This is a genomic window from Pseudoalteromonas sp. LC2018020214, from assembly GCF_016598755.1.
In the GTDB taxonomy this organism is placed as follows: Bacteria; Pseudomonadota; Gammaproteobacteria; order Enterobacterales; family Alteromonadaceae; genus Pseudoalteromonas; species Pseudoalteromonas distincta.
In genome coordinates, this window is the sequence record NZ_CP066804.1 from 625,670 (window position 1) to 650,522 (window position 24,853).

Consider the following 24,853-nt stretch of genomic DNA (forward strand, 5'->3'; position numbering starts at 1 on the left):
GTACTCTAGTTACTAAGAAAATACGGTCTACGATAGCCAAAAATACCTTGTTGTAATAATTTTTGTGCATCATAACGGCTTTTACTGCCAAGTCCTTTTAATACAAAATTCAAACTAATACCTGAATCAAAAGTTGCTTGTTCTTGTCCTATTGACTGATTTAAATCAGTTTCAATTTGGCGATGGCCAGTAATTTGGATAGCCCAACAGCATGATTCATACTGTAATCCGCTCAATACTTCGATACTTCTGTTGTTTTCAAGATCTCGATGATAGCTCGCAATAAATTGCCATTCGTCGCTAATAGGAATACTTGTAAATACACCTGCTTGCTCGATTGTATTTCCTGAGACATCATTTGCATAGCGATGGTTCAATTGTACTAGCTGATTATTATCACCTTTATAATCAAGCGTTACATTTGACTGTACCATTTGCTTGCCATCTGTATCGTATTGAATACCTCCAGCGAGGTACCAACGGCGGTGCCAATGTAACATGGTTTGAGCTGCAAATAGTGCATTATAATTAGTGTCTGAGTTTAAGCCTTGCTCTGTTGGCTTAGCATCGTCACTTAAATAAAATATTTGGCCCGCACTAAAGTTAAACACTTCTTCTTGTTTTTTATCAAATAAGCGCGTTGTAGCACCTAAAGTAAACTGATTAGCAGCTGCTATACGGTCAACACCCGAAAAGCGCACGTCTCTAAATAAACCATAATAATCATCTTGCAGTTTGGTTGTATCAAACAAGCCAATATCTGACTGATCTTTATTAGGTGTATATAAATACTGAATTTGCGGCTCTAGTGTTTGTATACCATCTTCAAAAAAGTAAGATGCGTCACGCTCAAAGTTAAGCTGAGAGTACAAACGTACTTTTGGGATAGTACGCGATACGGTATCGCTATATTGCGTGCCGGTTAAGTTTCCGCTTTGCTTATAATTTGTTTGTAATAAGCTCACTTCAGACAAAAAAGACCACGCATGCGTAGCGTAGTTGTAGCGTGCTTTTGGCTCTACGTGTACACGAGTTGCGCTGTCTATGGCCACTTCTGATGAATCATTAGTAAAATGACTAATCTCGCCCGACACACTAAAGTCAAAATTATCAAAACGCCAAGGCGCTGTTTGCGTAAAATTAACTTGTGGTATTGCAGTGTATGACTCTAAGTGATCGCCGAGTACTTCAAAGTTTTGCACTTTAATATCGGTGCGCCATGTATCACCTAAATGGGTAAGTGAACCAGTACGATACAATTGAGTATCGGTTTTACTTGCGTAGTTTGAAGTTAAGTCGGTGATGTAGTTATCATCGCTCACATTGGTTACATCAACGTTTGCGCGCCAGTTTTCACCTAGGTAGCTTTGCTGTTGCCAATGAAACATGTAGCGTTCATTCAAATCAGGCTCAGAATCATCACTATCTAAGTATTCAATCCCTACTAAGCCTTCGTGTTGCTCTGTTAGGTATCTAAACTCTGTTTGTAATTGCAGCCCTTTGTTAGACATATAACGAGGCGTAATAGTGGCATCAAAGTTAGGTGCAATATTTAAATAGTACGGCGTAATTGTTTCAAGGCCGTATTTGTCAGAGCTTGAAATGGTCGGGGTAAGTAAGCCCGATTTACGGCGTTCATCTAGCGGGAATGTAAAATAAGGTAAATATAGAACTGGTGTATCTAAAATACGCAATACGGCGTTATATGTTTCGCCCCAGCCTTCTTCGCGTGAAAGGTTTATTTCGTCAGCTTCAATTTCCCATGCTGGGGTGTCACTTGGGCAAGTAGTAAAGCTTGCATTCATGAGTAATAGGCCAGACTGATTAACAGTGAGCTTTTCAGCGCCGCCTTTACCTTGTTGTTCGGTTAGGCTGTAGTCGGCGCCTAACAAACTGACTTCTGAATTATTTAAATCGGCATTTAATCCGGTGCTGTTTACTTTACTTACGTAGTCTTGATAAGTAATTGGCCCCGTTGCATTTAATAAACCACGCTGTTTGTCTATCAACGCAGTTTGTGCGGACAAACTCATCTTAAGGGTGTTAATATCAACATTGCCGGTAAATTCAGCGCTTTGAGTGCCAAGTAGCTCAACATCATCAGCTTGGATATCAACTTCACCAAGGTTAAGGCCTTCAAGTGGTTGCCAAGCTCTGGTTTGCATTGAAATGCCACAAAGGTTGTGTGCCAGTTCAGTTTCGGCAAGCGATGGTGCGCTAACTACGCTTAGCATCAATATGCCCCAGGTTTTGCTCATTTATCGACCTTAATACTTTGTGTTTAATATAATATACACATAATAAAGGAAAATAATGGCAATTACAGTAATTGACCTATAAAAATAGATATCTAATAAAATGACACGCTTTGAGAATTTACAACAATTTATAAACACACACCTTAATGCCAAGTCGCATACTTTAAACGCGATCACGGGTGATGCTAGCTTTCGCCGTTATTATCGTTTAAATCACGATAATAAACATTTAATAGTGATGGACTCAGATCCAAAAAAAGTGAATAACGAACCTTACATTTCGCTAAACCAGGTGTTTGTTGAGCAAGGTTTTTTACTTCCCACTATTATTGCAAGCGATGAGAAACAGGGCTTTTTTATTCTCAGTGATTTAGGCAGTACGCACCTAGCTGACATGCTTGATGATGCAAATCGCACCGAGCATTACCAAGCATTAATTAATTTAAGTGCTCAGTGGGCAAAAACGCCCACAGCTTCTGCTATGCAAGCGTATAACGAAGATTTTATAAAGCTAGAGCTTGATATATTTAGCCAGTGGTTAGTAAGCGACTTTATTAATGAGTCACTCAGTACCGAACAAAAAATAATGTGGCAAACAAGTTCAGAGCTATTAATAAAGGCGATGCTTGAGCAACCTACGGTTACCGTTCATCGTGATTACCATAGCCGTAATATTATGAATAGTGACGGCCAGTGGGCCATTATAGATTATCAAGATGCTGTACGCGGGCCGCTTTGCTACGACTTAGTATCGCTACTGCGCGATTGCTACTTTAAATTGCCAGAGCAAGAGTTAACAAGTTTACTTGATTTTGCTTATCAAGAATTTACAGTTCAAAATTTACTGGCTAACACTTCATTCGATGAGTTTAAATATTGGTTTGATTTAACCGGATTACAGCGCCACTTAAAGGCTGCGGGTATATTTTGTCGATTGTATTTACGCGATGGTAAAACAGGTTATTTAGATAATATTTTACCGACGCTTGATTACATTATTGAAGTAGCAGCAATTTACCCAGAGCTTAAAGCATTGAGTGAGTGGACAAAAAATACCATAGTACCAAAAGTGACTGAAAAGTTAGCAAAGGAGCGCTCATGAAAGCGATGATTTTAGCTGCAGGGCGCGGGCAAAGAATGATGCCGCTAACGCAAAATATGCCAAAGCCAATGTTAAAAGTGGCAGAAAAACCACTTATTGAGCACCATATAAATAACCTTAAAGCAGCCGGCATTACCGATATTGTAATAAACCTTGCGTGGCAGGGGGATAAAATAAAAGACTACTTTAAAGATGGCAGACAATTTGGCGTAAATATACTTTATAGCCAAGAAGTTGAAGGTGGCCTTGAAACTGCCGGCGGTATTATTGAAGCGTTACCGTTGTTGGGCGACTCGTTCATTGTAATAAATGGCGATGTATACACCGACTATGATGTAAGTGCGCTAATGCAACTTCATTTACAACCCGGTGAGGCGCACATAGTGCTTATAGAAAACCCGCCACACAATCCAGATGGCGACTTTGCGTTGAGCCATTTGCCGGCTGAGAGTCAAAAATATACATTTTCAGGGATTGGCCGCTATAAGGCTGATTTTTTTAAAGGATTAACGCAAGGTATTCGCCCTTTAGGGCCTATTTTACGTGAAAAGCTAAATGAACATTTAGTCTCTACTGAGCTCTACATAGGGCAGTGGGATGACATTGGTACACCAGAGCGTTTAAACCAATTAAACACGCGCCTTGAGGCGTAACAACTCAATTTTTAAGAAGGCAGTATTATAGATGTGGGGAAAAATTCTCGGTTTTTGTTTTGGCTTTATGTTTGGCAAAATATTTGGTGCTATTTTAGGTTTATACCTAGGTCATTTATTTGATAAAAGCTTAAAAAATAACTTTGATAAAGCAGGCGGTTTTTCTAGCTTATTTAGTGGTGACGATGTTCACGAGCGCCAAGCTTTATTCTTTTCAAGTTGCTTTGCTGTTATGGGGCACATTGCAAAATCGAATGGCCGAGTGAGCGAAATACATATAAAAGCGGCTAACTTGTTCATGGACGAAATGGGCTTAAAGGGCGAAGAACGCCGCGAAGCACAACATGCATTTCAGTCAGGTAAAGAGAGCGACTTTTCACTTAAAGAAACAGTACACGATTTTAAAGAACGCTTTGCTAAACGAAGCGATCTAATACAGTTGTTTTTAGAAATACAAATACAAATGGCGTTTTCTGACGGGGTATTAGCCGAACAAGAAAAGCAATTATTAGCAGAAGTAAGTAAACAGCTAGGCATTTCTAAAACACACTTTGCATTTGTATTAAAACGTTATCAAGCTGAGTTTAACTTTAGAAAGCAACAACAGCGCTTTAATCAGCAGCAACAAAGCCAAGGTCAAAGTAGTAGTTACCGTGAGGGTTCTGGCCATCATGTACCGCCAAATAATAATATGAACCGTGCGCAAGCATTGGCGTTATTAGGCTTAAATAGCGATGCAACGCAACGTGATATAAAAGTAGCGTACCGTAAACTTATGTCGCAACATCATCCAGATAAATTAGTATCGCAAGGTTTACCAAAGCACATGATGGAATTGGCAGTTAAAAAGAGCCAAGATATTCAAGCCGCTTATGAGTATTTAAAAAAGTCGGCGTAAAAACCCGTCTATTTCTTTTGTTAGGCGTGCGTGTTGACCAGGTTGATCGCGCAGGCCAAACAATTGGCGTTGGCGGTAATCAAATTTTGCATTTCGGTTAACCCAGCGCTGACGACTTTTAAGGCTCATTAAAATGTCTGTGCTGTCATTTGCGTAGTAAATATCAAGTAAGGCGGGTGTAACAAGTGACGCTGTTTGGCTCAAACTTTCGTTACGTTTAGTATTAGGTAAGTAACTGCTCAAACTTATAAACGCATCTAGTCTCTCATCTGGAAAATCTGCATAGTACTCCAACAACACACCCGCACTTGTACCTTGTGCAATAACCACTATATTACTCGAATCTTCCATAGCGGTTTGATACAGCGCATTAAACCGAGAAATGAGATTTATTTTATAGTCATCAAGTATGTCGTCAGTTACTTTTTCAATTGCATTTACGTAATGAGGCTCATCTTTGATTTTTGCAGGCTGTGATTGTGCGTTTGTTGCTGTGTCGGGTGATGCAGGTTCATCGGCTTTACTAGGCGCAGCTTCGGTTTCGCTGGGCATTGCTTCGGCCATTTTACTTGCTTGCCAGTCAATGTCGGGCACTGTCATTGCGTAGGTGCTGTAGCCTAAATTATTAAGCTCTTTGCGCAAGTAGCCCATACCGGAGTTATTGGTAGGTGAAGAATGCCAGTCGGGTATAAGTATTACGATACCTCTAAAATTACTACTCATATACTCGCTGTAAAGGCTTAAAAATTCCGTTTCACCCGCTAATATTGGCTTTATTTCATCACTTGGCAGTAGTCGCTCAATGTCGCTATTTTCAATACTTGATAGACTAGGTGGGGCAATATGTTCAGCCGCGCAGGCTGGGTTAGCTAAAAGTAGCGCACAGCTGAGCTGTATATAAAAAGCTGCCTTTAAAAACCGTGAAAATAGCATAACGCACCTAACTAATGACAATTAGTTAGGTATCGGCAAGGTTATCTAAAAGTTTAATAATTTACGAAGTATTTGCGCCGGTTAAAATTCTGGCTCAGCTTCAAAAGTAAGTACTTGCTCAGTTACGGGATGCTTTAACTTCAGCATTTGTGCATGTAATTGCAAGCGAGGAGCCGCAGCAAGTGCCTCTTTATGGGCGTAAAGCCTGTCACCTAAAATAGGGTGACCCAAGCTTAACATATGCACACGTAACTGATGCGAGCGACCAGTGATGGGAGTTAGCTCTACACGGGTTGCATTTTCTTCACGCTCAAGTATTTTAAAATGCGTAAGTGAAGGTTTACCTCTGTCGTGATCAACCATTTGTTTAGGGCGATTAGGCCAATCACAAATAAGGGGTAAATCTACTGATCCTGTTTCAGCTTCAAGGTGTCCGTATATACGTGCGATATAACGTTTCGCTGTTTCGCGCTCTTGAAACTGCATACTTAAATGTCTGTGCGCTGCTTTATTCATGGCAAGGCACAGTATGCCAGAAGTCGCCATATCTAAGCGGTGCACTATTCTTGCGGTTGGAAAAACACGATTAACACGATTAATTAAGCTGTCGGCATGTTTAGGATCTTTACCTGGGACAGTTAATAACTCACTTGGTTTATTAACTATCAGTAAGTCGTCATCCTGAAAAAGTATCGTTAAATACGGACTCATAGGGGGATTGTAGTTAACTAACACGGCCGACCTTAGTAATTTTGAAGGGCGCTATTTTAGTAGAGCAAGCCAACAGGCTCAAGTAAAAGTTTGGCTATATTGTTTTAACTAATAGTCCAAGCCTTAGCTCCTTTGAAGCGCTTTTATAACTTAATTTCTTCGGGTGTTAATAATCGATATTCACCACTAGCCAAGTTTTCATCTAGGGTAATCCCCGCAATCTGCTCGCGATGTAACTCAACCACTTTGTTATCTACCGCGTAAAGCATACGCTTAACTTGATGATACTTTCCTTCACTTATTGATAAACGCAGTCCGTAATTAGCAAGTCGTTCGGCAATAGCTGGGCGGGTTAAATCTTTTTCGTTATGCAGCATGACACCTGTACGTAATTGCTCAAGTGCTTCATCGGTAATAGGCTCTTGAGTTTCTACTAGGTAGGTTTTAAATTTATTGTTTTTAGGCGACGTAATTTTATGTGACCAATCGCCATCATTAGTAATAATAACTAACCCGGTGGTATCTATATCAAGACGACCTGCCACGTGAAAGTCGCTCATATTTGGCTCATCAAGTAAGTCAAAAACAGTTTTATGAAGCTCATCGCTGTTAGCGCATACATAGCCAACAGGTTTATTTAGCATGTAATAGCGCTTACCTAAAAATACCAAAGGCGCACCTTGGTGCAGTACTTCATCTTGCTGGGCTAGCTGAAAATTATGTGATGTGATTACTTCGCCATTAACGCTTACTTCTTTTCGCTTAATACTAGCGCGAGCTTGGGTGCGCGGTATTTCAGCTAAGTGGCTAATAAATTTATCTAAGCGGCAAGGGAATTTCATTTTGGTTCACATTTTTAGTCGGCTACAATGGGCGCGATTATAGCCGATAGTGAAATACCATGACAGTGCACAGCACACAAATTTTAAGCCTTTACCAAGCAAAAATAGACACAGGTGAACTGTGTTTTGATGCAGCGCAGCAAAATGCGGTGGAAGCTTTAAATACGCTAAGCGAGCAACTTCAAGCTCACACATCATGGTGGCAAAAAGCGCCCTTAATAAAAGGCATTTATTTATATGGACCCGTAGGACGCGGTAAATCCATGTTAATGGATTTATTTTATAAAAACCTACCTATTGAGCAAAAGCAACGGCTGCATTTTCATCATTTTATAGCACAAGTGCATACCCAACTTTCACAGCTACAAGGTCAAAAAAATCCACTTATTCTAATTGCAAAACAGTGGGCTAAAAATATTCGAGTACTGTGTTTTGACGAGTTTTTTGTGAGCGACATTGGCGATGCCATGATTATGGCCAGATTGTTCAATGCGTTGTTTGAACAAGGTGTTGTGCTGGTGGCCACATCGAACGCAAAGCCAGAGCAGCTTTATTACAACGGCCTGCAACGAGCGCGATTTTTACCTACTATCGATTTAATTAATAACCATTGTCATATAATTAACGTTGCAGGGGAGGATGATCACCGCTTTAGATATGGTAAAAACAGTCGTCACTATTTTATTAATTTACCTAAACGCGATTTTCAAAATGAGTTTTTAGCTTTGTATCCGGCTGTAACATGCAGCAATACAGTTAGTGTGCATGGGCGCGATTTACCTTATTTATTAAGAGCCGATAATGCCTTGATGATTGATTTTATGGCGCTATGTTCAGGCCCACGCAGTGCTAACGATTATATGTTTTTAGCAACCAAATTTGATGTGTTATATGTATCGAACGTGCCGCAAATGGGGGCTAAAGCAACGGGTAAAGTTATTGTTCACGGTATAGAAGATAGTTACCAACGCGAAAAACAAACGCTTGATGAGCATACTTTTGACGACGAAGCACGGCGCTTTATTGCCTTAGTCGATGAGTTTTACGATTGCCATAAATTGCTGGTAATAAATGCGCAAACCGACATTGAGCATTTATATAAAGGTAAAAAGTTGAGCTTTAAATATGCACGCACGCAATCACGTATAGTCGAAATGCAAAATTGGTAACGCTTTAATATACATTGTAAACGAGCTTGCTCAAGTGAGAAGTGCAGCTTTTAATTTATTCTACTTACGAGCTGCACCGTTTGTTTTTTTATGGGCTTTGCCCATCACGCCAGCAAGCTGTGCGTCTACAAGTCAGTTTAACCACGGCGTCAAACTTACCCTTCTTGGCGCACTATATTCTCAAGGGCGCGAATATTAGTAATTAAGTCCTGGCGTTGTGGGTTGGCTTGTAATGCTTTTCTAAGATGCTTTAGCGCGCTCGGGTAGTCTTTAGAATCGATCGCTATTTGCGATAATCCAAGCCATGCCGATAGTTGGTAATCAGGTAGAGCTTGTGCACGAACATACATAAGTTTAGCTTGGGTGAGTTGGCCTTTACTACGATATATACTTGCTAAACTAAGTAGGGCATCACCTAAATTCGGGTTTATTTTAAGTGCATTATTTAAGCTTTTAAGAGCACGTTTAGTATTACCTTGTTGCATAGCAATTTGTGCGCTGTATACTGAAAACTGCGCTTGTTCATCACGGGGTAGCTGCTTAGTTAATCTTTTTGCGCTGCCTATTAGATCTTTAGCTAAATCCCATTTTTGTTGAGATACAAGCCAGCCTAAAGTTTGCATCGTGGTATTAATAACTTCAACTTGCTGCTGTTTAGTGGCGTGTTTTAAACCTTGCTTTAATAAACTCACTGCGCGTTCAGTGCTGCCTTCAGTTAAATGCAGCTGGGCTGCTAAAAGCTGGTTACTGGTATCTTTAGGGTTGAGTTTTAAGGTCACTTCAATAGCAGCAAGCGCTTGCTTTTTTTGATCAAGCTGTAACGCTATTTGTGCACGTTGCAGCCAAAGTTCAGCTTTATCAGGGCTTTTATTAAGTAATTCTTTTAGTAATGCACTTGCCTGACTTAAATCACCCGATTCAATTAACGCAAACAATAGCCCTTGTTGATATTGGCTTGTTTCTGGCGCTAGCATTAGCGCCTGGCGGTACGCCGCTACTGCGCTCCAAGGTTGGCTATGCTGCACGTGTATATAAGCAAGTTGCGCATAACTTTGTGCGTCAGCCTGACCAAGTTCAATAGTGCGTACTAAGTGTGTTTGTGCTTTGTCATACTTTGCTTGTTGCATGTATAAAAGGCTCAAACCTTGGTGTGCTTTTACTAAATCAGATGAAGCTTTTAAACACGCTAAGTAAGCTAGTTCAGCGTTATTAAAGTCTTTTGTTGAAAGCAAAACTTGTGCACGTAATAAGTTTAAAGCAGTGCTATCTTGGCTTATATCACGGCCTTTAAATAGCGCCGCAACTTCACTGTAATTACCGGCTTGTAATAGTGGTTGTACTTGGCGAGCAAAACCGCGCTCGGTCGGCTCAATAAGAACCTCTGTGGGGCCTAGTAATTTATTATTTATAGCCAACTGCCATGTTGGATCGCTAGGCGATAACGTTACTTTTAGTGGCGCACTTTTTAATGGCGTACTAGCAGCGCTTGCATGCACGCTACTTACACCTAATAAAGGGAGTGAGCACATTACAGTCGTAAACAGTGCGAAAGTTAATGGTTTTAGCGTTTTAAATATATTCATATTTTTCATTTTAATAGGCTTAAGGTTTAAATTCGATTGGCCAAATAAAGCGAGCGCGTACGGTTTCACCTTCTTTTTTAGGTGCACTAAAGCGGCTTTGTTTAATAATTTTGTTGATAGCTGGTTTAAGTTCAGGGTATGGGTTTTGGACTACCTCAATTAAACTTAACTTGCCACTTTCATCAATAAATACATCGAGTTTTACAGTAAATACATCAACACCTCGGCGGGTTAAGCTTTTTGGTAAAACGGCCTTGACGGGAGTAAGTAAAGTGGGGAGACCATCGAGTTGATTTAAGCTAAATGCATCCCAATTTACACTCATTGATTGCCATTGTGGCGCGCTTACTTTTACGTTGGGTGTATCGGGTTTTACAATACTTAAATCACTCTTTATCTTAATTTTTACGGCTTGGATTGACGCGCCTGCACCTTCTACCGCTAAGCTTTGCATTGGCTCACTTGTTTGCTGTTGCGATATTGATGGAGGAGGGGGAGGTGGCAGTGCCACCATGGCAATCTCACGTACAACCACTTTGTCTTGTATATGGTGTTCAGCAAGTTGCCCAAGCCATAAAAGCAGTAATGCAGCACTAAGCACAATGAGGCTAAGGCCAAATGCAAACAGCGGATGGCGATTGTTTTTTGTTTTTTGAAGCGGGTTAATCGTGTGCATATTATTGTTTCGTAGCTAAGTTAACTTGCGCTGCGCCTGCCAGCTTTGCTTCGTCAATTACTTGAACAAGTAACTCAGTAGGTACTGTTTTATCAGCTTGAATAACCACAGGGCGTTGTTGCTGCTTTAACATTTGCTCGACACTACTACGTACGCCAGCCACACCAATTTGGCTGCCATCAAAAAATACTTGTTGGTTGTCGGTTATTGCTAAAAATATAACTTGCTGCTCAAGACGACTGGCCGATACGGCTTGTGGTTTATCAACCTCAACGCCGCTTTCGCGTACAAATACGGTTGTAACAATAAAAAATATTAGCAATATAAATACCACATCAAGTAGCGGCGACATATCAATATGTTGCCCCGCTTCTTGCTCTAGCTTGTGCTTTAATCGTGATTGCATAGTGTTACCCTAACTGTTTACTTAACGTATGTAATTTAGGATTACGCTGCGAATATGCTAAGTAAGCTTGCATTAACCACGCAGGAATAGCGCACACAAGGCCCAATTGAGTTGTTAGCAATGCGTCACCAATGGCGTCGCTCATTAACTCGTTATGGCCCAGCGCCATTACTTTAAATGTATCAAGCAAACCAACAATGGTGCCTAATAAACCAAGTAGCGGAAGCGCTGCAGTTAAAATAGAGCTAACTTCTTGCCAATAACCTTTGCGCTGCGCTTGGTATTGTTTAAGGTGCAGTAAGTCATGAAAAATCAGCTGGTATACAAATAAAGCGAGTAAAAGAATACACCAGCAAATAGGGTTACTAACTATTTTTTCAAACATTGTTATCTCCTTTTTCTAGTTGGCTTAGCTGTAATGCAAAGCCTTCTAGTTGGCTGTAATACGCTTTTGCTTTACGCGATAACAGCGCATTTAAAACGAGTGCTGGTATGGCCACGACTAAACCCAGTTCGGTTGTTATAAGTGCTTGTGCAATACCGCCCGATACAACTTCTGGGTCGCCTGAGCCAAACAAGGTCATCATTTTAAAAGTTTCGATCATGCCACTAACAGTGCCTAATAACCCGAGTAGTGGGGCTACTGCTGCAGTAACTGCAATAGCGCCAATAAAGTTATCGAGTTTATGCTTATCATGAATTAACTGATTAAATAATTGATCGTCTCGTACTTGGCCTTTTTCGCTTTGCAGCGTTAAGTTAAATAGCTGCTGCTGCATGCCTGCAAATTCACTGCTATTTTCAGCTTTAAAAAATTGCTGTAATTGCATTTGAGAGTGCATTTTAATTTTACTTAAACGCAGTAGCTGTGCGGCTTTTAATAGCGCAATGGTAAGTGCAAAGCAGGCAAATAAAATAATAGGGATAGCCCACAAACCGCCTTTTTCTAGGTGTTCAAGCGGACTTTCTTGTTGGGCTTGGCTAGTTACTAAGTGCGTTAAACTAGGATCAAAAGTAAGTAATGTAGAGCCTACACCGTTTTGCTTTAAAGTATTATCGAGTGGGTTGTCGTCACTTGTTGATTGTACTAACACTACTTTTAATGCATTAGATTCATCATCTAAATTTAATAAACCCATAAGTTTAGGTGTTTGCGTACTAAACCATGCAACAGGCCCGATTTGAAGGGTATTAGCTTGGCTTAATTCGCCATTACTTAGCACAACCGATTGTTTTTTAAACTGTGGATAAAGTGCCTGCTCTTGATTATTAATTTGCGATACAACACGGTTTAATAACTCGTTTTGGCTATTAGCCGACTCGTTACTGCTAGCACTATTGCTGGTGTTTTGGCGTACAAAACGGCTAAGTAAGTTTAATTGATATTGCTGCTGCTGTTGCCAAGTGTCTAATCGGGTTTGTAACTGATCAAGGCTTAATGTGTTTTCGTCAGCTAGGCGGCGATTAACGGCGGCTTGTTCGCGTAATTTACTGAGCGATTGCTGCTTGGTAAAAATTTGCTTTGCAAGGGTCGCTTGCTCTTTTGAAATGCTATTTTGAGTTTTACTTAGAGTACGCTGCGCTGTTTTAATATCACTTAAAATACTTTGCTTAGCATCATCACTGCTAGCTGCAAAAGATATGTTTGCACTAAAAAGTAAAACCGTGGCGCTAAATACTTTAATTATGCTGTTAGTCGCCATTATTTAGCCCCTTGCTGGTTTTTATTTACATAACTTAATATTGGGAGTGTTACCCAATCAGCAGCGCGCTTTTTTTGCTGTACAGCAATACCCAGTGCAACTTGTTCTGCATTAATGCTTGAATCAAACTCCCACTGCCAACCTAAATCACTTGGAAAACCAATACCTACATAACTTAAGTCTTCACTTACAAACCATGCTTGAGCTGCACCTAAATAAAGCTGCTTAACCCATACTTCTTGCCCGTCAGGATGTTTAATAGCCATTTCGTGAATAGAAATACGTTGTTGAAAATCATTAAGTAGAGTCAGCATTTTTAGTGCTGTTTGTAATTTGTCAGTTGTACTGAGTTTTGAATCGCTTAAATCACCGACGTTTTTCCAACTACTCAAAAGTGGCGGGGGTAATTGCACTTGTAATGAAAGTAATTGCCCAGAAATAAGTGCTAGTTGATCATTTAATTGCTGTTGATCATTTTCAAGTGCTGATTGCTGAGTTACAAGCTGTTCGCGTTTTTGGGCAAGTTCACTGGTGCTTTTTTTTCTACGCTGATTAAGCTCGCTAAGTTGCTGCTGCTCGGCATTAAGAAGCGTTAAGGTTTGCTCCATACTGCTTTTTTGTTCAAGCCAATGAGTATTTAATTCTGTGTTTTGATTTTCTATTTGTAGCCATTTATTAACGAGTTGTTCTAGCTCACTAACAGTGTCGGCTTTTACTGCCATAGTGCTACAAAGCGCGATAACTACGCTAATTGGTTTAATTAAGCTTCGCATTACTTAACAACAATCCTGAAAGTTACGACGAGCAATTACAGGGACGTAATTACTGTTAATTTTTGAGTGTGTATACAATATAGGAATTTACATAACAATGCAATTGATAACAGTTATCGTTTACATTGCGTTGTTTGAGTGGTAGGATTTCGCCGAAATTAAATATGTACCTTAAATTAACAATAGTTAAGTGCTTAATAAAAACTACGGAGTAACCATGAGTAAGCCATCGAATAAAGGAAATGCGTACGTGAAGCCAATTGCAGCGGTTGTTACAGCTACGCTTTCAACTTGGGCAAGTGCACAGGATGTTCAAGAACTATCGGTAACCAAAGCAGAAACTAAAACTGAGTCTAGTTATGTTGTAGAAAAATCAACGTCGCATAAATACACTCAACCGCTACTCGATACAGCTAAAACGGTAACAGTAATCAACCAAGCGGTAATGAAAGACAGAAACGTAGATAGCCTACGTGATGCTTTGCGTAATGTTTCAGGTATTTCTTTAGCAGCAGGTGAGGGTGGCTCACCTACTGGCGATAGCATGTCGATTCGTGGTTTTAGTGCAACAAATGATATTTTTGTTGATGGTATTCGCGATGTTGCAGGTTACACACGTGATATTTACAACATTGAAGCCGTTGAAGTTGCAAAAGGCCCAGGCTCTGCAGTTTCTGGTCGTGGCGCAACAGGTGGTAGTGTTAATTTAGAAAGTAAAAAAGCGAAGTTAGACAACTTTAACGACGTTTCTCTACGTTTAGGTACAGAAAACGATTACCGTGGTCGTTTTGATACTAACATCCAAGTAAACGACACAAGCGCACTACGTATTAATCTTCTTACTGATAAAGGTGATGTTGCAGGTCGTGATCATGTTGAAAACGAAACAAATGCTGTTGCGTTTGCATTTGCAACAGGGCTTGGTACAAACAGCCGTTTTGATTTAAACCTAGAGTATCAACGCCAAGACAATTTACCAGATTATGGTATTCCTTGGGTTTACAGTGATACGCCAGTAGCTGAACTAGCAGATAGTGCACGCTCACCTTCTCCTGTCGACTTTGATAACTTTTACGGTAATATTTACCGTGATTACGAAGATATTGAAGCTTACTCAACAACAGCTCGTTATGAGTATGATTTTTCTCAAAATACTACGTTACGTGTGCAAGGTCGTTTAGGTAAAGTTAAGCGTGAATCAGTAACAACTGCACCGCGTTATTTCTCGGTTACAACAGACACTGATATTACCTTTGCAGATGAAAAAACACGTGATACTGAAAATTCACTTGCTGCACTTCAAGTTGATTTAATTGGTAACTATGAGTTTGCTGGCTTTACTCACGATGTTGTAGTGGGTGTTGAACTTGCAAATGAAACGTTTACACGCCATAACTTTGTTGCAACTACGCCTGATAACCTAATTGAAGATGGAATACGTAACGACTTATACAACCCTGATGCAACAATTGCATTTACGGGTGTGTACGGCCGTGACGGTACAAGCATTGAAGCTAAAGCTAAAAACCAAGCTATTTATGCATTTGATACAGTGACGCTTAACAAGCAATGGGAAGTTACAGGTGGAATTCGCTTTGATAGCTTCACTACGGATTATCACAACGATTACAATAATCCAAGCGCTTTAATTTCTACAAGTGACGATTTATTTAGCTGGAATGCAGCTGTAGTTTATAAACCTACAGAAAACGGCAGTGTATATTTAGGCGCGGGGAATTCATTTAACCCATCGGCGGAAAGCCTAACGGTATCTACGCGTTCAAATGCAGCTGATTTAGACGCAGAAGAAAGTCGCAGTTATGAATTAGGAACTAAATGGAGCCTAATGGATGGCCGCCTGCAAACTAATGCTGCACTTTTCCGTACTGAAAAAACCAATGCCCGTACTGATGACCCATTTGCAGATAGCTCAAGTGACGAAATACTTGGTGGTGAACAGCGCGTTCAAGGTTTAGAGCTTTCAGCAACGGGCCTAATTACTAAAGAGTGGACTGTAATTGCTTCATACACTTACCAAGATAGCGAAGTAACAGAAGCATTAGGCGACGACGCAACTCAAATCGGTAACGAGCTTGCACGTACGCCTAAAAATAGCGCGAGTGTTTGGACTACGTACGATATGTCGGATAAGTTATCGTTTGGTTTAGGTGCGCAGTATGTAGGTGAGCGTTACAACGGCACTACGTCAACACGCTCTCGTGCGCCAGGTTATACTATTTTTGACCTGATGGTTGCGTATGACATATCAAAAGATTTGAGCCTGCAGCTTAATGGTGAAAACCTAGGTGATAAAGATTACGTTGATCAGTTAGGTGGTGGACACTTTGTACCAGGTGATGGTCGTAAGTTTAGTTTAACAGCGAGCTACTCTTTTTAATTTTAAAACAAATTAAAAAATAAAAGTAAGCATAAGGGCAGGCCTATTACCTGCCCTTAATTATTTGATGAAAATGTGAGAGGGCGCACATGATAGTTAAAATTCCAGAGCTATTAACGAAAGAAGAAGTGGCGTATTGCCATGAGGTTTTGCTTAAAGCGCAGTGGGCCGATGGCAGTATTACCGCAGGTCATCAATCAACCAAAGCAAAAAATAACTTACAGCTACCTGAAAATAGTCCTGAATGCCAAGAGCTTGGAGATATTATTATGGCAGCACTTGCGCGTAGTAATTTGTTTATGTCGGCTGCACTTCCTGCAAAAATTTTTCCTCCGTTATTTAATTGCTATCAAGGCGGGCAATCGTTTGGTGTGCATGTAGATAATGCAATTAGACAAGTGCCGGGTACGCCAGTAAAAATTCGTACAGATGTATCAATGACGTTATTTATTAACGACCCTGAAGACTATGAGGGCGGTGAACTTGTTATTGAAGACACTTATGGCTCACACAGTGTAAAGCTGCCCGCAGGCAGTATGGTGTTGTACCCTTCAACGAGTTTACATCGTGTAATGCCTGTAACGAGTGGGCGCAGATTAGCCTCATTTTTTTGGCTGCAAAGCATGGTAAACAGCGACGAAAAACGTGGTTTGTTATTTGATTTAGATATGTCGATTCAAAGTTTGCGCAGCAAAGTAGAAGATAGCCCAGAGATTATTCAATTAACAGGTGTGTACCATAACTTACTAAGACAGTGGGCACAGACATAACGAATATACTCGTTATTAAATACTGGATATAAGTATTTAAATATAAGTAATTAAAAGCTGCGCTTTTCGCGAGAGCAAGCGCTACGCCTACAGCCAAAACTTAACGCTATGGTTTAATTACCTGTAGGCGCGCAGCTTGCTGGCGTGACGCGCGAAGCTCGTAATTTCTAGGTTTTGGTTTCTTCTCATTTATTCCTCTTTTTCTTCTCTTTGTGCAATAAGGTTTTAAGTGATTTATTCACAAAAAGGCTAAGAGGGCGCTGCGCTTTAGAGAAGTAAAAAGTAAGTAACAATCAATTTTAAAAGCTGCGCTTTTCGCGAGAGCAAGCGCTACGCCTACAGCCAAAACTTAACGCTGTGGTTAAATTACCTGTAGACGCGCAGCTTGCTGGCGTGACGAGCGAAGCTCGTAATTTCTATGTTTTCTCACTTGCGCTTTTTACTTAACCCTTATAACCGTTAGGGTTATTTGACTGCCAGCGCCAGGTATCTTGCATCATTTCATCAATACCGCGCACTGCTTCCCAGCCAAGTTCATTAAGTGCTTTTTCTGGCGCTGCATAACACGCTGCAATATCACCAGGGCGGCGAGGTGAAACCTGATAGGGTACAGCCTGATCGCTTGCTTTAATAAATGCATTAACCATTTGTAGTACAGAGTAACCATTACCAGTACCTAGGTTATAAACTAATGCCCCCGTGCTGCTGGCAATTTTATCAAGCGCTTTTAAGTGGCCAATCGCTAAATCTACAACATGTATATAGTCGCGCACACCAGTGCCATCAACTGTGTCGTAGTCATCACCAAATACAGCGAGTTGCTTTAATTTACCTACCGCAACTTGTGCGATAAAAGGTAAAAGGTTGTTTGGAATACCATTAGGATCTTCACCAATTAAGCCCGACTCATGTGCACCCACTGGGTTAAAGTAACGCAAAATAGCAAACGCAAAGCGCTCATCTGATTTAGCGATATCTTGTAGCATCATTTCAACCATTAACTTCGATGTGCCGTAAGGGTTGGTAGTCCCGCCTACAGGAAAGTCTTCTTTGATTGGTAAGCTTGCTGGGTCGCCGTAAACCGTGGCTGACGAGCTAAATACCAATTTAAATACACCCGCATCGCGCATCGCATCAACAAGTGTAAGCGTACCTTGAACGTTGTTTTGATAGTACTCAACTGGCTTTGCAACCGACTCGCCTACTGATTTTAAACCCGCAAAATGTATAACACTATCAACCGTATGTTTTGCAAATACAGAATCTAAAAAGGGTTTATCGAGAATATCGCCTTGGTAAAAAGTGGCTTCTTTACCTGTTATATTTTTTACGCGCGCAAGTGATTCTTGTGATGAGTTACTTAAATTATCAATAACAACAACATCGTTACCTTGCTGTAAAAGTTCTAAAACAGTGTGCGAGCCAATATAGCCTGCGCCACCGGTTACTAAAATAGTCATGAAAGCTCCGTGGGTACCTTTTATCAATTAAGTTAATTTCACCATAAATAGAGGTGATTTACATGTTTTATCTGTAATTTATATGATTTTAATCGTATTTTTTTATATCAGCACATTAAATACTTTTGATTGCATTTTGTGCAAAACAAGTAACACTTGATTTGTAAGATTAAGTTATAGTTAATAAACAAGTGCTAAAATAGCTCTAGTAATAGCTAATACTAGGTTTACTCCAATCCACACTTTTGTGATTGGTTACCTCTTTGGAGAAAGATATGAATTTAGTTAAAAAAATAGCAACAACAATGTGTATCGCATTACCTGCGCTTGCCCATGCTGGTGAGTCTGTTGTTAAATGGAATGACTTTAATGATTATCGTGATGTGCGAGCGTCTAACCAAGCTAAGGGCTCGTATCACAAAAGTATTGCGGCAAGTTTTGAAAAACATATGTCTAAATTAGCTGAGCAACTACCAAAAGATTATAAGTTAAACGTAGAGTTTACTGATTTAGATTTAGCGGGAGATGTGCGTTATGGTGGTATGGAGGAAATTCGTGTAGTAAAACCAATATACTTTCCACGCATTAAGCTTAATTATTCGTTAACCGATAACGACGGTACAGTGCTTAGTAAAGATACTGATGTGGAGCTCAAAGATATGGGCTTTATGGATAAAATTAAAATGGGCCGCGAAGAATCACTATATTACGAAAAACGCTTATTAACAGAGTGGTTTGGTGAGCAAATATTACCAAGTTTAGATTAACTTAAAATAAAAATGCCGCTAAATAGCGGCATTTTTGCTTTTTAATCTTTACTTAAAAGTAGCTAACAGCGTGAGTATTTGTTGTAACTTAATAACGGTTGTTTTAAGTTTTTCTTCATCAAAACCATCGTTAGATAAGCTTTCAACGTCAGCGGCTACGTCAAGAACATACGGCTTAAAACGTTTAGCTTCAAAGCTAAAACCAGCATCTTGTGCAAATAAGGCTTTAAATTTGCCATGGCCTTGCTGTTGTAGTTCATCGAGTTTTTTGTCGGCATCAAGCGCCTGACGATAAACAATTTTTAAATTAGTATTGAGTTGTTCAATAATTGAATCCATGGTTTTCCTAAAGCTTTGTACTGCATGGCCGACATAATACTTGGATTACATTTAAAAGTCAGGTTTGTTATATGAATATATCAGGCACAAGTTTACCCGCTGTTTCTGGCTCAGGCCAAGGCAGTGAGCTTTATAGCGCTGCTTTATCTAAAAAGCAGCAACTAGCAGATGGCGCAGCAGCACTTGCACTTATTGAAGGTGCTGCACAATCGTCAAGTGCACAAACACCGGCTAAGTCGGTAACTGCATCATTGGGTAACAACGTAAATATATATGTTTAAATTAGTTTAAGATCGATAGGTGTTTTGCTTTTTTGACCACCTATTTCTCTCACTAACTTAGGCACTAAAAATCCAGGCAGGGCTTTTAATAGCTCTGCCATTATTTTTATTGCGTCTTCTTCGTTAATATCAAAGTGGCTTGCCCCTTCAACTTTATCGAGCAAATACAAATAATACGGTAATACGTCTGCATCAAATAACGCTTCGCTTAAATTTATTTGCGCATCGAGCGTATCGTTCACATCTTTTAAAATTACAGCTTGGTTTAAAAGCGTTACGTTTGCTTGTTTAAGCTTTTGCATAGCTGCTTTAAAGTCAGCGTCTATTTCGTTGGCGTGGTTTATGTGATTAATAAAAATAATTTTTAATGGCGATTTTGCTAATCGCTCACATAACTCATCGGTAACTCGCGTCGGTATAACTACTGGTAAACGGCTATGAATTCGCATTCGTTTAATTTGTGGTAATTGCTCAAGCTCATCTAAAAACCAACTTATTGCATCGTCTTTGGCCATCAGCGGATCGCCACCACTTAAAATCACTTCGTTTATATTGGCATCTGATTTTATGTAGCTTAGTGTTTCAAGCAGGCTTTTTTTATTAAGTTGGTTTTCTTGATACGGAAAATGCCTTCTAAAGCAGTAACGACAATTGACTGCACAGCCGGTTTTAAACATTACTAAAACACGTGATTTATACTTATGTAAAAGGCCGGGTTGTTCGTTATCTTGCTCAAGTAGGGGATCTTTATTAAAGCCCGACTTACTTAAAAATTCTTGATGGCGTGGCATGACTTGTAGCAAAAGAGGATCGTTTGGATCGCCTTTGCGTATTTTTTTTATAAAAGGGATAGGCACGCGTACCGGAAATAAACTGCGGGCTTTTAGGTCGTTTTCATGGACTTGGCTCGATAAACCGACCATTTCAAGCAAGGTTTTTGGGCAGGTAACTACATTTGCTAATTCTTTTTGCCAGTTTTTATGCAAATTTGCTTCATTTCTTTGTATCATTGGCATGTAGATTACTCGAAAAAATATAAATAGAGGAAACGATGGCGAATTATAGCACCAACGAGTTCAAGGGCGGCCTAAAAATTATGATGGACGGCGAGCCTTGCAGTATCTTAGAAAATGAAATGGTAAAACCTGGTAAAGGCCAGGCGTTCAACCGTGTTCGTATCCGTAAACTTATCTCTGGTAAGGTGCTTGAAAAAACCTTTAAATCGGGTGAATCAGTTGAAGGTGCTGATGTAATGGATACAGATTTAGCGTATCTATACACAGACGGCGAATTTTGGCATTTCATGAACAACGAAACATTTGAGCAAATTGCTGCTGACGAAAAAGCACTAGGCGATGCAGTTAAATGGTTAGTTGAAAATGATTTATGTACAATCACATTATGGAACGGCAGCCCTATTGCTGTTACACCACCTAACTTTGTTGAGCTTGAGATCACAGAAACAGATCCTGGCCTTAAGGGTGATACAGCGGGTACTGGTGGTAAACCAGCAACGCTTAGCACAGGCGCTGTGGTACGAGTTCCATTATTCGTACAAATTGGCGAAGTAATTAAAGTAGACACTCGTAACGGTGAATACGTAAGCCGTGTTAAGTAAGCTTTAACATTGTTTATAAAATCCCAGCTTAAGCTGGGATTTTTTTTGGAGAAAATATGTCAGCAGATCTTTGGGCCCCAAGCGCAAGCATTGAAACACTAAAACAACGTGCAGCGATATTACGTAGCATTCGTGAGTTTTTTTATACGCGTGATGTAATGGAAGTAGAAACGCCGAGCTTAAGCAGTGCCAGTGTAACCGATGTGCATTTGGCCAGTTTTAACACCACATTTGTAGGTCCAGGGCACGCAGGTGGGCTCCCTCTTTTTTTACAAACATCTCCAGAGTTTGCTATGAAACGCTTGTTAGCGGCAGGCTCAGGCGCTATTTTTCAGCTTTGTAAAGCATTTAGAAATGAAGAAGCGGGTAGCCATCACAATCCCGAATTTACAATGCTTGAATGGTATCGCCCAGGCTTTGATGAATTTGCACTTATGGATGAAATGGATGAGCTAATGCAACTTGTTTTAGGTGTCGAGCCTGCAACTAGACTTACCTATCAGCAAGCGTTTGAACAAGCACTTGGGCTCGATCCGCTAACAGCGAACATAGAGCAATTAAAGCAACTAGCGTGTGAGCATGGATTTGCTGATATAGCCCAAAATGAAACGCATAAAGATACTTTACTGCAATTATTATTTTGTATGAAAGTGGAGCCCACAATAGGACAAGATAAGCCATGTTTTGTGTATCATTTTCCAGCTTCTCAAGCGGCACTTGCACAAATTTGTGAACACGATACACGCGTAGCAGGGCGCTTTGAGCTTTATTATAAAAATATGGAATTGGCGAATGGCTTTAACGAACTCACAAATGCCAGCGAGCAAGCTAAGCGTTTTAATGAAGATAACGCATACCGTGCTGAAAACGGTTTAAAGCAAGTGCCAATGGATACGCGTTTAATTAAAGCGCTGGAGCATGGATTACCTCAGTGCGCAGGGGTGGCTTTGGGTATAGATAGGCTTGTAATGCTCGCTACAAATAAAGAAAAAATTAAAGACGTAATCGCGTTTGATGTGCAAAGAGCCTGATGCTTGACTTGTAGGCGTAGGTGGAAAACCTGTAGGTGCGAATTTATTTCGCGCTCATGTAAATTAACTTTATAAATAAGCGAGGTATAAAACCTCACCTACAATAAACATCAACCCCAACAACCTACGGCAAACCTGTAGGTGCGAATTTATTTCGCGCTCATGTAATTTAACTTTATAAATAAGCGAGGTATAAAACCTCCCCTACAAATAAAAACACCGCGTTTAAATTAAACGCGGTGTTTTTTATTGCTTGCTGTAGCTTTCATTTGAAAGCCAACGGCTATGCTTTACAGATTAAGTGTAAACGTAACACCTGCTACGCGAGGCTCACCTAATTGTGTATAGGTATGCGTTGTGTAACCATCTTGTGGGTCATTACCAAATTCAAAACCACGTGTAGGGACTGTTTCGTCAAACACATTACGAGCCCATGCGCGTACTGCCCACATGTCAGCTTCGTAGCCAAAGCTTAAATTAACTAAGTTGCTGCTTGGTGCCTGTGAGTTATGACTATCTGAGAAGTAGTAATCGTCCTTACCTTCAATACCAACCATACCGTAAAATGCATTAGTAAAGTTATAGCGAGCAGTAAACGCATACTGGTATTTAGGTGACTGTGCTTGCTCACGACCGTCTTGATTTAAGCCTGACTGTGTCACAAAGTCGTCTATTTCAGTGTTTAAGTAACCAGCACTACCTGTTAAAAATAGATTATCAGTTAGTTGGTAACTACCTTCAACTTCAAGTCCGTAGTTGCTACCAGAACTTGCGTTATCAACATAACCGGTAAATTGCTGACCTTCTACTTGCCATGCTTTTAACTGAATATCGTCGCGGTGCATGTAAAATGCAGCTAAGCGAAGTGTAAATTTGTCATCAAGTGATGAACCTTTAACACCAAATTCGCCGCTCCATAAATATTCAGGGTCAAAACTGGTGTGCTGTTGGAAAAAATCAGCGCTTAGGTTTAAGCCTTCATCTTTTGCTTTAGCGAGGGCTTCTGAATTAATACCGCCGGCTTTGTAGCCACGGGTTATGCTGGTGTAGATCATAGTGCGATCAATTACTTGATATTCAAGCGCTATTTTACCGCCAACCATTACATCGTCAGTATCTTGTATAAAGCCATTGCTATCGGTGTAGTCGCCTTGGTATTGCTCTACACGTAAACCTGTAATTAATGTTGTTTTAGGACCAATTGGTGTCGCTACTTGACCATATACTGCAACATTACTCGTTTCGTAAGTTGAAGAAAATGGGCTTGCTAACCATGTGTATTGGCGCTCTAAATCAACGTCACGGTTTTGGTAATAAATACCCGCAACCCAGTTACCTGTTTTAGAGTTAAATTGTAAATCTACAGACTGATCGTCGCGATCGCGGCTGTAAAGGTCGGTTGAGCTGTATCCATCAGGATGTAAACCTGCAGCACATAACTTTGGCTCACTTGTATCGTTACATACCCAGTCTTCGTCAAAGCTGTAAAGTAATTCGGTATCAATAGCCGACAGGTTTAAATTTACATCAAAAGCGTCAAAACCCGTGTAAGTATTATTAACGCCTATTGCGTAGCTTTGTTGATTATCTTGTCCTGGTTCATCGGCAACACTATTGCGGCTGTTATCAAGCGTAAACGCATCATAGCCGTTGTTTATATCAATATAGTGAAGGTTTAACTCAGTATTTAAATGCTTTGTAAGCTGGCTGTTTAATTTAAAGCGGGCTACTTGTTCGTCTTGATTTTGTGTTTCGTCATTTAAGTACAAGTTATCTACGTAACCGTCTGACTTTCTGCGAAAGTAGCTAACGCGTGCGCTAGTGTCATCTGTTAAGCCTGTGCTTGCTGCAATGCCTGCTTCGCGGGTGTTGTATGTGCCAGCACCTACTTGTAATTTTAAGCTTGGATCGCTTGTGGCTTTAGCTGAACCCATTTGGATCATACCGGCCATACCGTCTGCGCCAAAGCGTGTACCTTGTGGGCCACGATAAATTTCTACTTGGTCTATATCAAATAATAATGAGCTGCCACCAAGGCCAGAATAGTTAATACCATCAATAACTAAGCCTACAGATGGATTAATAGGGTCTACAAATTGTGAACGAAGTCCCACGCCACGAATTTGAATATAACGACCACGTGATGCACCAGATGCAAAATTTACATTGGCGGTACTGCCTAACATTTCGTCTAAGTAACTTGCACCACGTTGATTAATTTCATCTTCGCTGAATAAGCTCGCACTCGCGCTTAAAGTTTGAATGCTTTCGCGCTGAAAATCGCCAGTTACAACAATTCTTTCTAGGTCGCTATCATCAGCGTTAGCTGCAATCGGTGCACCAAGCAGCGGTAAAAGTGCGGCAGTAATTAAAGACAAACGTAAGTTCATTGGGTTACTTAACTCCATTTTAGGGACTCGTATGGTAGCAATTATTTAAACACATGTGCTATAAACGCGGCAATTATACGTTAAATAATCAG

At 40.3% G+C, this 24,853-nt stretch carries 24 protein-coding genes; 10 read left to right on the top strand and 14 right to left on the bottom strand.

Annotated elements, in window-relative coordinates:
- Positions 1-5 precede the first annotated feature (5 nt).
- Positions 6-2,258 carry an LPS assembly protein LptD gene (gene lptD / locus JG479_RS02610; RefSeq protein WP_039485527.1) on the bottom strand — a complete coding sequence of 751 codons (2,253 nt, stop codon included), beginning with the start codon at positions 2,256-2,258 and terminating at the stop codon, positions 6-8.
- Positions 2,259-2,358: 100 nt separating this feature from the next.
- Between lptD and JG479_RS02615 the strand changes: the two genes are divergently transcribed.
- Genes JG479_RS02615 through djlA form a run of 3 tightly spaced genes read left to right on the top strand, consistent with a single transcriptional unit; the run spans position 2,359 to position 4,911 of the window.
- Entirely contained in the window at positions 2,359-3,360 is a 1,002-nt protein-coding gene (locus tag JG479_RS02615) for an aminoglycoside phosphotransferase family protein (protein WP_200219900.1), read from the top strand.
- Positions 3,357-4,013 (top strand): N-acetylmuramate alpha-1-phosphate uridylyltransferase MurU, encoded by a 657-nt coding sequence (gene murU, locus JG479_RS02620; protein WP_200219901.1) that lies wholly within the window; start codon positions 3,357-3,359, stop codon positions 4,011-4,013. The genes JG479_RS02615 and murU overlap by 4 nt, the downstream gene beginning before the upstream one ends.
- A gap of 31 nt (positions 4,014-4,044) precedes the next feature.
- Complete coding sequence (gene djlA / locus JG479_RS02625; protein ID WP_200219902.1) at positions 4,045-4,911, top strand: co-chaperone DjlA; 867 nt, start codon at positions 4,045-4,047, stop codon at positions 4,909-4,911.
- On the opposite strand, the gene JG479_RS02630 is transcribed toward djlA, so the two are convergent.
- The 3 genes from JG479_RS02630 to rsuA all read right to left on the bottom strand — a co-directional run bounded on the left by JG479_RS02630 (position 4,894) and on the right by rsuA (position 7,397).
- The gene (locus JG479_RS02630; RefSeq protein WP_200219903.1) at positions 4,894-5,844 is read right to left on the bottom strand and encodes a DUF3530 family protein; all 951 of its coding nucleotides are present in this window, start codon (positions 5,842-5,844) and stop codon (positions 4,894-4,896) included. The genes djlA and JG479_RS02630 overlap by 18 nt on opposite strands.
- Before the next feature lie 81 nt (positions 5,845-5,925).
- Positions 5,926-6,579 carry a bifunctional tRNA pseudouridine(32) synthase/23S rRNA pseudouridine(746) synthase RluA gene (gene rluA / locus JG479_RS02635; protein ID WP_200219904.1) on the bottom strand — a complete coding sequence of 218 codons (654 nt, stop codon included), beginning with the start codon at positions 6,577-6,579 and terminating at the stop codon, positions 5,926-5,928.
- A 119-nt stretch (positions 6,580-6,698) separates the two neighbouring features.
- Entirely contained in the window at positions 6,699-7,397 is a 699-nt protein-coding gene (gene rsuA / locus JG479_RS02640) for a 16S rRNA pseudouridine(516) synthase RsuA (protein WP_200219905.1), read from the bottom strand.
- 59 nt (positions 7,398-7,456) lie between these two features.
- Here rsuA and zapE point away from each other — a divergent pair, with 59 nt between their 5' ends.
- Entirely contained in the window at positions 7,457-8,566 is a 1,110-nt protein-coding gene (zapE, locus tag JG479_RS02645; RefSeq protein ID WP_200219906.1) for a cell division protein ZapE, read from the top strand.
- A 155-nt stretch (positions 8,567-8,721) separates the two neighbouring features.
- On the opposite strand, the gene JG479_RS02650 is transcribed toward zapE, so the two are convergent.
- The 6 genes from JG479_RS02650 to JG479_RS02675 are packed head-to-tail and all read right to left on the bottom strand — an operon-like array spanning position 8,722 to position 13,707.
- Positions 8,722-10,149 (bottom strand): tetratricopeptide repeat protein, encoded by a 1,428-nt coding sequence (locus JG479_RS02650; RefSeq protein ID WP_200219907.1) that lies wholly within the window; start codon positions 10,147-10,149, stop codon positions 8,722-8,724.
- 19 nt (positions 10,150-10,168) lie between these two features.
- A complete protein-coding gene (locus JG479_RS02655; protein WP_200219908.1) occupies positions 10,169-10,825 on the bottom strand; it encodes an energy transducer TonB in 657 nt (218 codons plus the stop codon).
- 1 nt (position 10,826) lies between these two features.
- On the bottom strand, positions 10,827-11,231 hold the full coding sequence (locus JG479_RS02660) for an ExbD/TolR family protein (protein WP_036981164.1): 405 nt from the start codon (positions 11,229-11,231) through the stop codon (positions 10,827-10,829).
- A 4-nt stretch (positions 11,232-11,235) separates the two neighbouring features.
- Positions 11,236-11,616: a MotA/TolQ/ExbB proton channel family protein gene (locus JG479_RS02665; protein ID WP_002960812.1), complete on the bottom strand. Its 381-nt coding sequence runs from the start codon at positions 11,614-11,616 to the stop codon at positions 11,236-11,238.
- The gene (locus JG479_RS02670; protein WP_200219909.1) at positions 11,609-12,934 is read right to left on the bottom strand and encodes a MotA/TolQ/ExbB proton channel family protein; all 1,326 of its coding nucleotides are present in this window, start codon (positions 12,932-12,934) and stop codon (positions 11,609-11,611) included. The genes JG479_RS02665 and JG479_RS02670 overlap by 8 nt, the downstream gene beginning before the upstream one ends.
- The gene (locus tag JG479_RS02675) at positions 12,934-13,707 is read right to left on the bottom strand and encodes a DUF3450 family protein (protein ID WP_002960808.1); all 774 of its coding nucleotides are present in this window, start codon (positions 13,705-13,707) and stop codon (positions 12,934-12,936) included. Before JG479_RS02675 ends, JG479_RS02670 begins: the two co-directional genes overlap by 1 nt.
- Before the next feature lie 217 nt (positions 13,708-13,924).
- Here JG479_RS02675 and JG479_RS02680 point away from each other — a divergent pair, with 217 nt between their 5' ends.
- Positions 13,925-16,105: a TonB-dependent receptor gene (locus tag JG479_RS02680; protein ID WP_200219910.1), complete on the top strand. Its 2,181-nt coding sequence runs from the start codon at positions 13,925-13,927 to the stop codon at positions 16,103-16,105.
- 89 nt (positions 16,106-16,194) lie between these two features.
- On the top strand, positions 16,195-16,875 hold the full coding sequence (locus JG479_RS02685; RefSeq protein ID WP_002960803.1) for a Fe2+-dependent dioxygenase: 681 nt from the start codon (positions 16,195-16,197) through the stop codon (positions 16,873-16,875).
- Positions 16,876-17,318: 443 nt separating this feature from the next.
- Here JG479_RS02685 and galE read toward each other — a convergent pair whose 3' ends face one another.
- Positions 17,319-18,335 carry a UDP-glucose 4-epimerase GalE gene (gene galE, locus JG479_RS02690; protein WP_002960801.1) on the bottom strand — a complete coding sequence of 339 codons (1,017 nt, stop codon included), beginning with the start codon at positions 18,333-18,335 and terminating at the stop codon, positions 17,319-17,321.
- A gap of 275 nt (positions 18,336-18,610) precedes the next feature.
- On the opposite strand from galE, the gene JG479_RS02695 reads away from it, so the two are divergent.
- Positions 18,611-19,102, top strand: a complete 492-nt coding sequence (locus tag JG479_RS02695) for a DUF3016 domain-containing protein (protein WP_138488524.1) — start codon at positions 18,611-18,613, stop codon at positions 19,100-19,102.
- A 48-nt stretch (positions 19,103-19,150) separates the two neighbouring features.
- On the opposite strand, the gene JG479_RS02700 is transcribed toward JG479_RS02695, so the two are convergent.
- Positions 19,151-19,441: a hypothetical protein gene (locus tag JG479_RS02700; protein ID WP_002960798.1), complete on the bottom strand. Its 291-nt coding sequence runs from the start codon at positions 19,439-19,441 to the stop codon at positions 19,151-19,153.
- 71 nt (positions 19,442-19,512) lie between these two features.
- Here JG479_RS02700 and JG479_RS02705 point away from each other — a divergent pair, with 71 nt between their 5' ends.
- The gene (locus tag JG479_RS02705; RefSeq protein WP_002960797.1) at positions 19,513-19,722 is read left to right on the top strand and encodes a hypothetical protein; all 210 of its coding nucleotides are present in this window, start codon (positions 19,513-19,515) and stop codon (positions 19,720-19,722) included.
- On the opposite strand, the gene epmB is transcribed toward JG479_RS02705, so the two are convergent.
- On the bottom strand, positions 19,719-20,732 hold the full coding sequence (epmB, locus tag JG479_RS02710; RefSeq protein ID WP_182694026.1) for an EF-P beta-lysylation protein EpmB: 1,014 nt from the start codon (positions 20,730-20,732) through the stop codon (positions 19,719-19,721). The genes JG479_RS02705 and epmB overlap by 4 nt on opposite strands.
- Positions 20,733-20,773: 41 nt before the next feature.
- Between epmB and efp the strand changes: the two genes are divergently transcribed.
- On the top strand, positions 20,774-21,340 hold the full coding sequence (efp, locus tag JG479_RS02715) for an elongation factor P (RefSeq protein ID WP_024596699.1): 567 nt from the start codon (positions 20,774-20,776) through the stop codon (positions 21,338-21,340).
- 56 nt (positions 21,341-21,396) lie between these two features.
- Positions 21,397-22,371 carry an elongation factor P--(R)-beta-lysine ligase gene (epmA, locus tag JG479_RS02720; protein WP_200219911.1) on the top strand — a complete coding sequence of 325 codons (975 nt, stop codon included), beginning with the start codon at positions 21,397-21,399 and terminating at the stop codon, positions 22,369-22,371.
- Between the two features lie 290 nt (positions 22,372-22,661).
- On the opposite strand, the gene JG479_RS02725 is transcribed toward epmA, so the two are convergent.
- Entirely contained in the window at positions 22,662-24,779 is a 2,118-nt protein-coding gene (locus JG479_RS02725) for a TonB-dependent receptor (RefSeq protein WP_200219912.1), read from the bottom strand.
- Positions 24,780-24,853 lie beyond the last annotated feature (74 nt).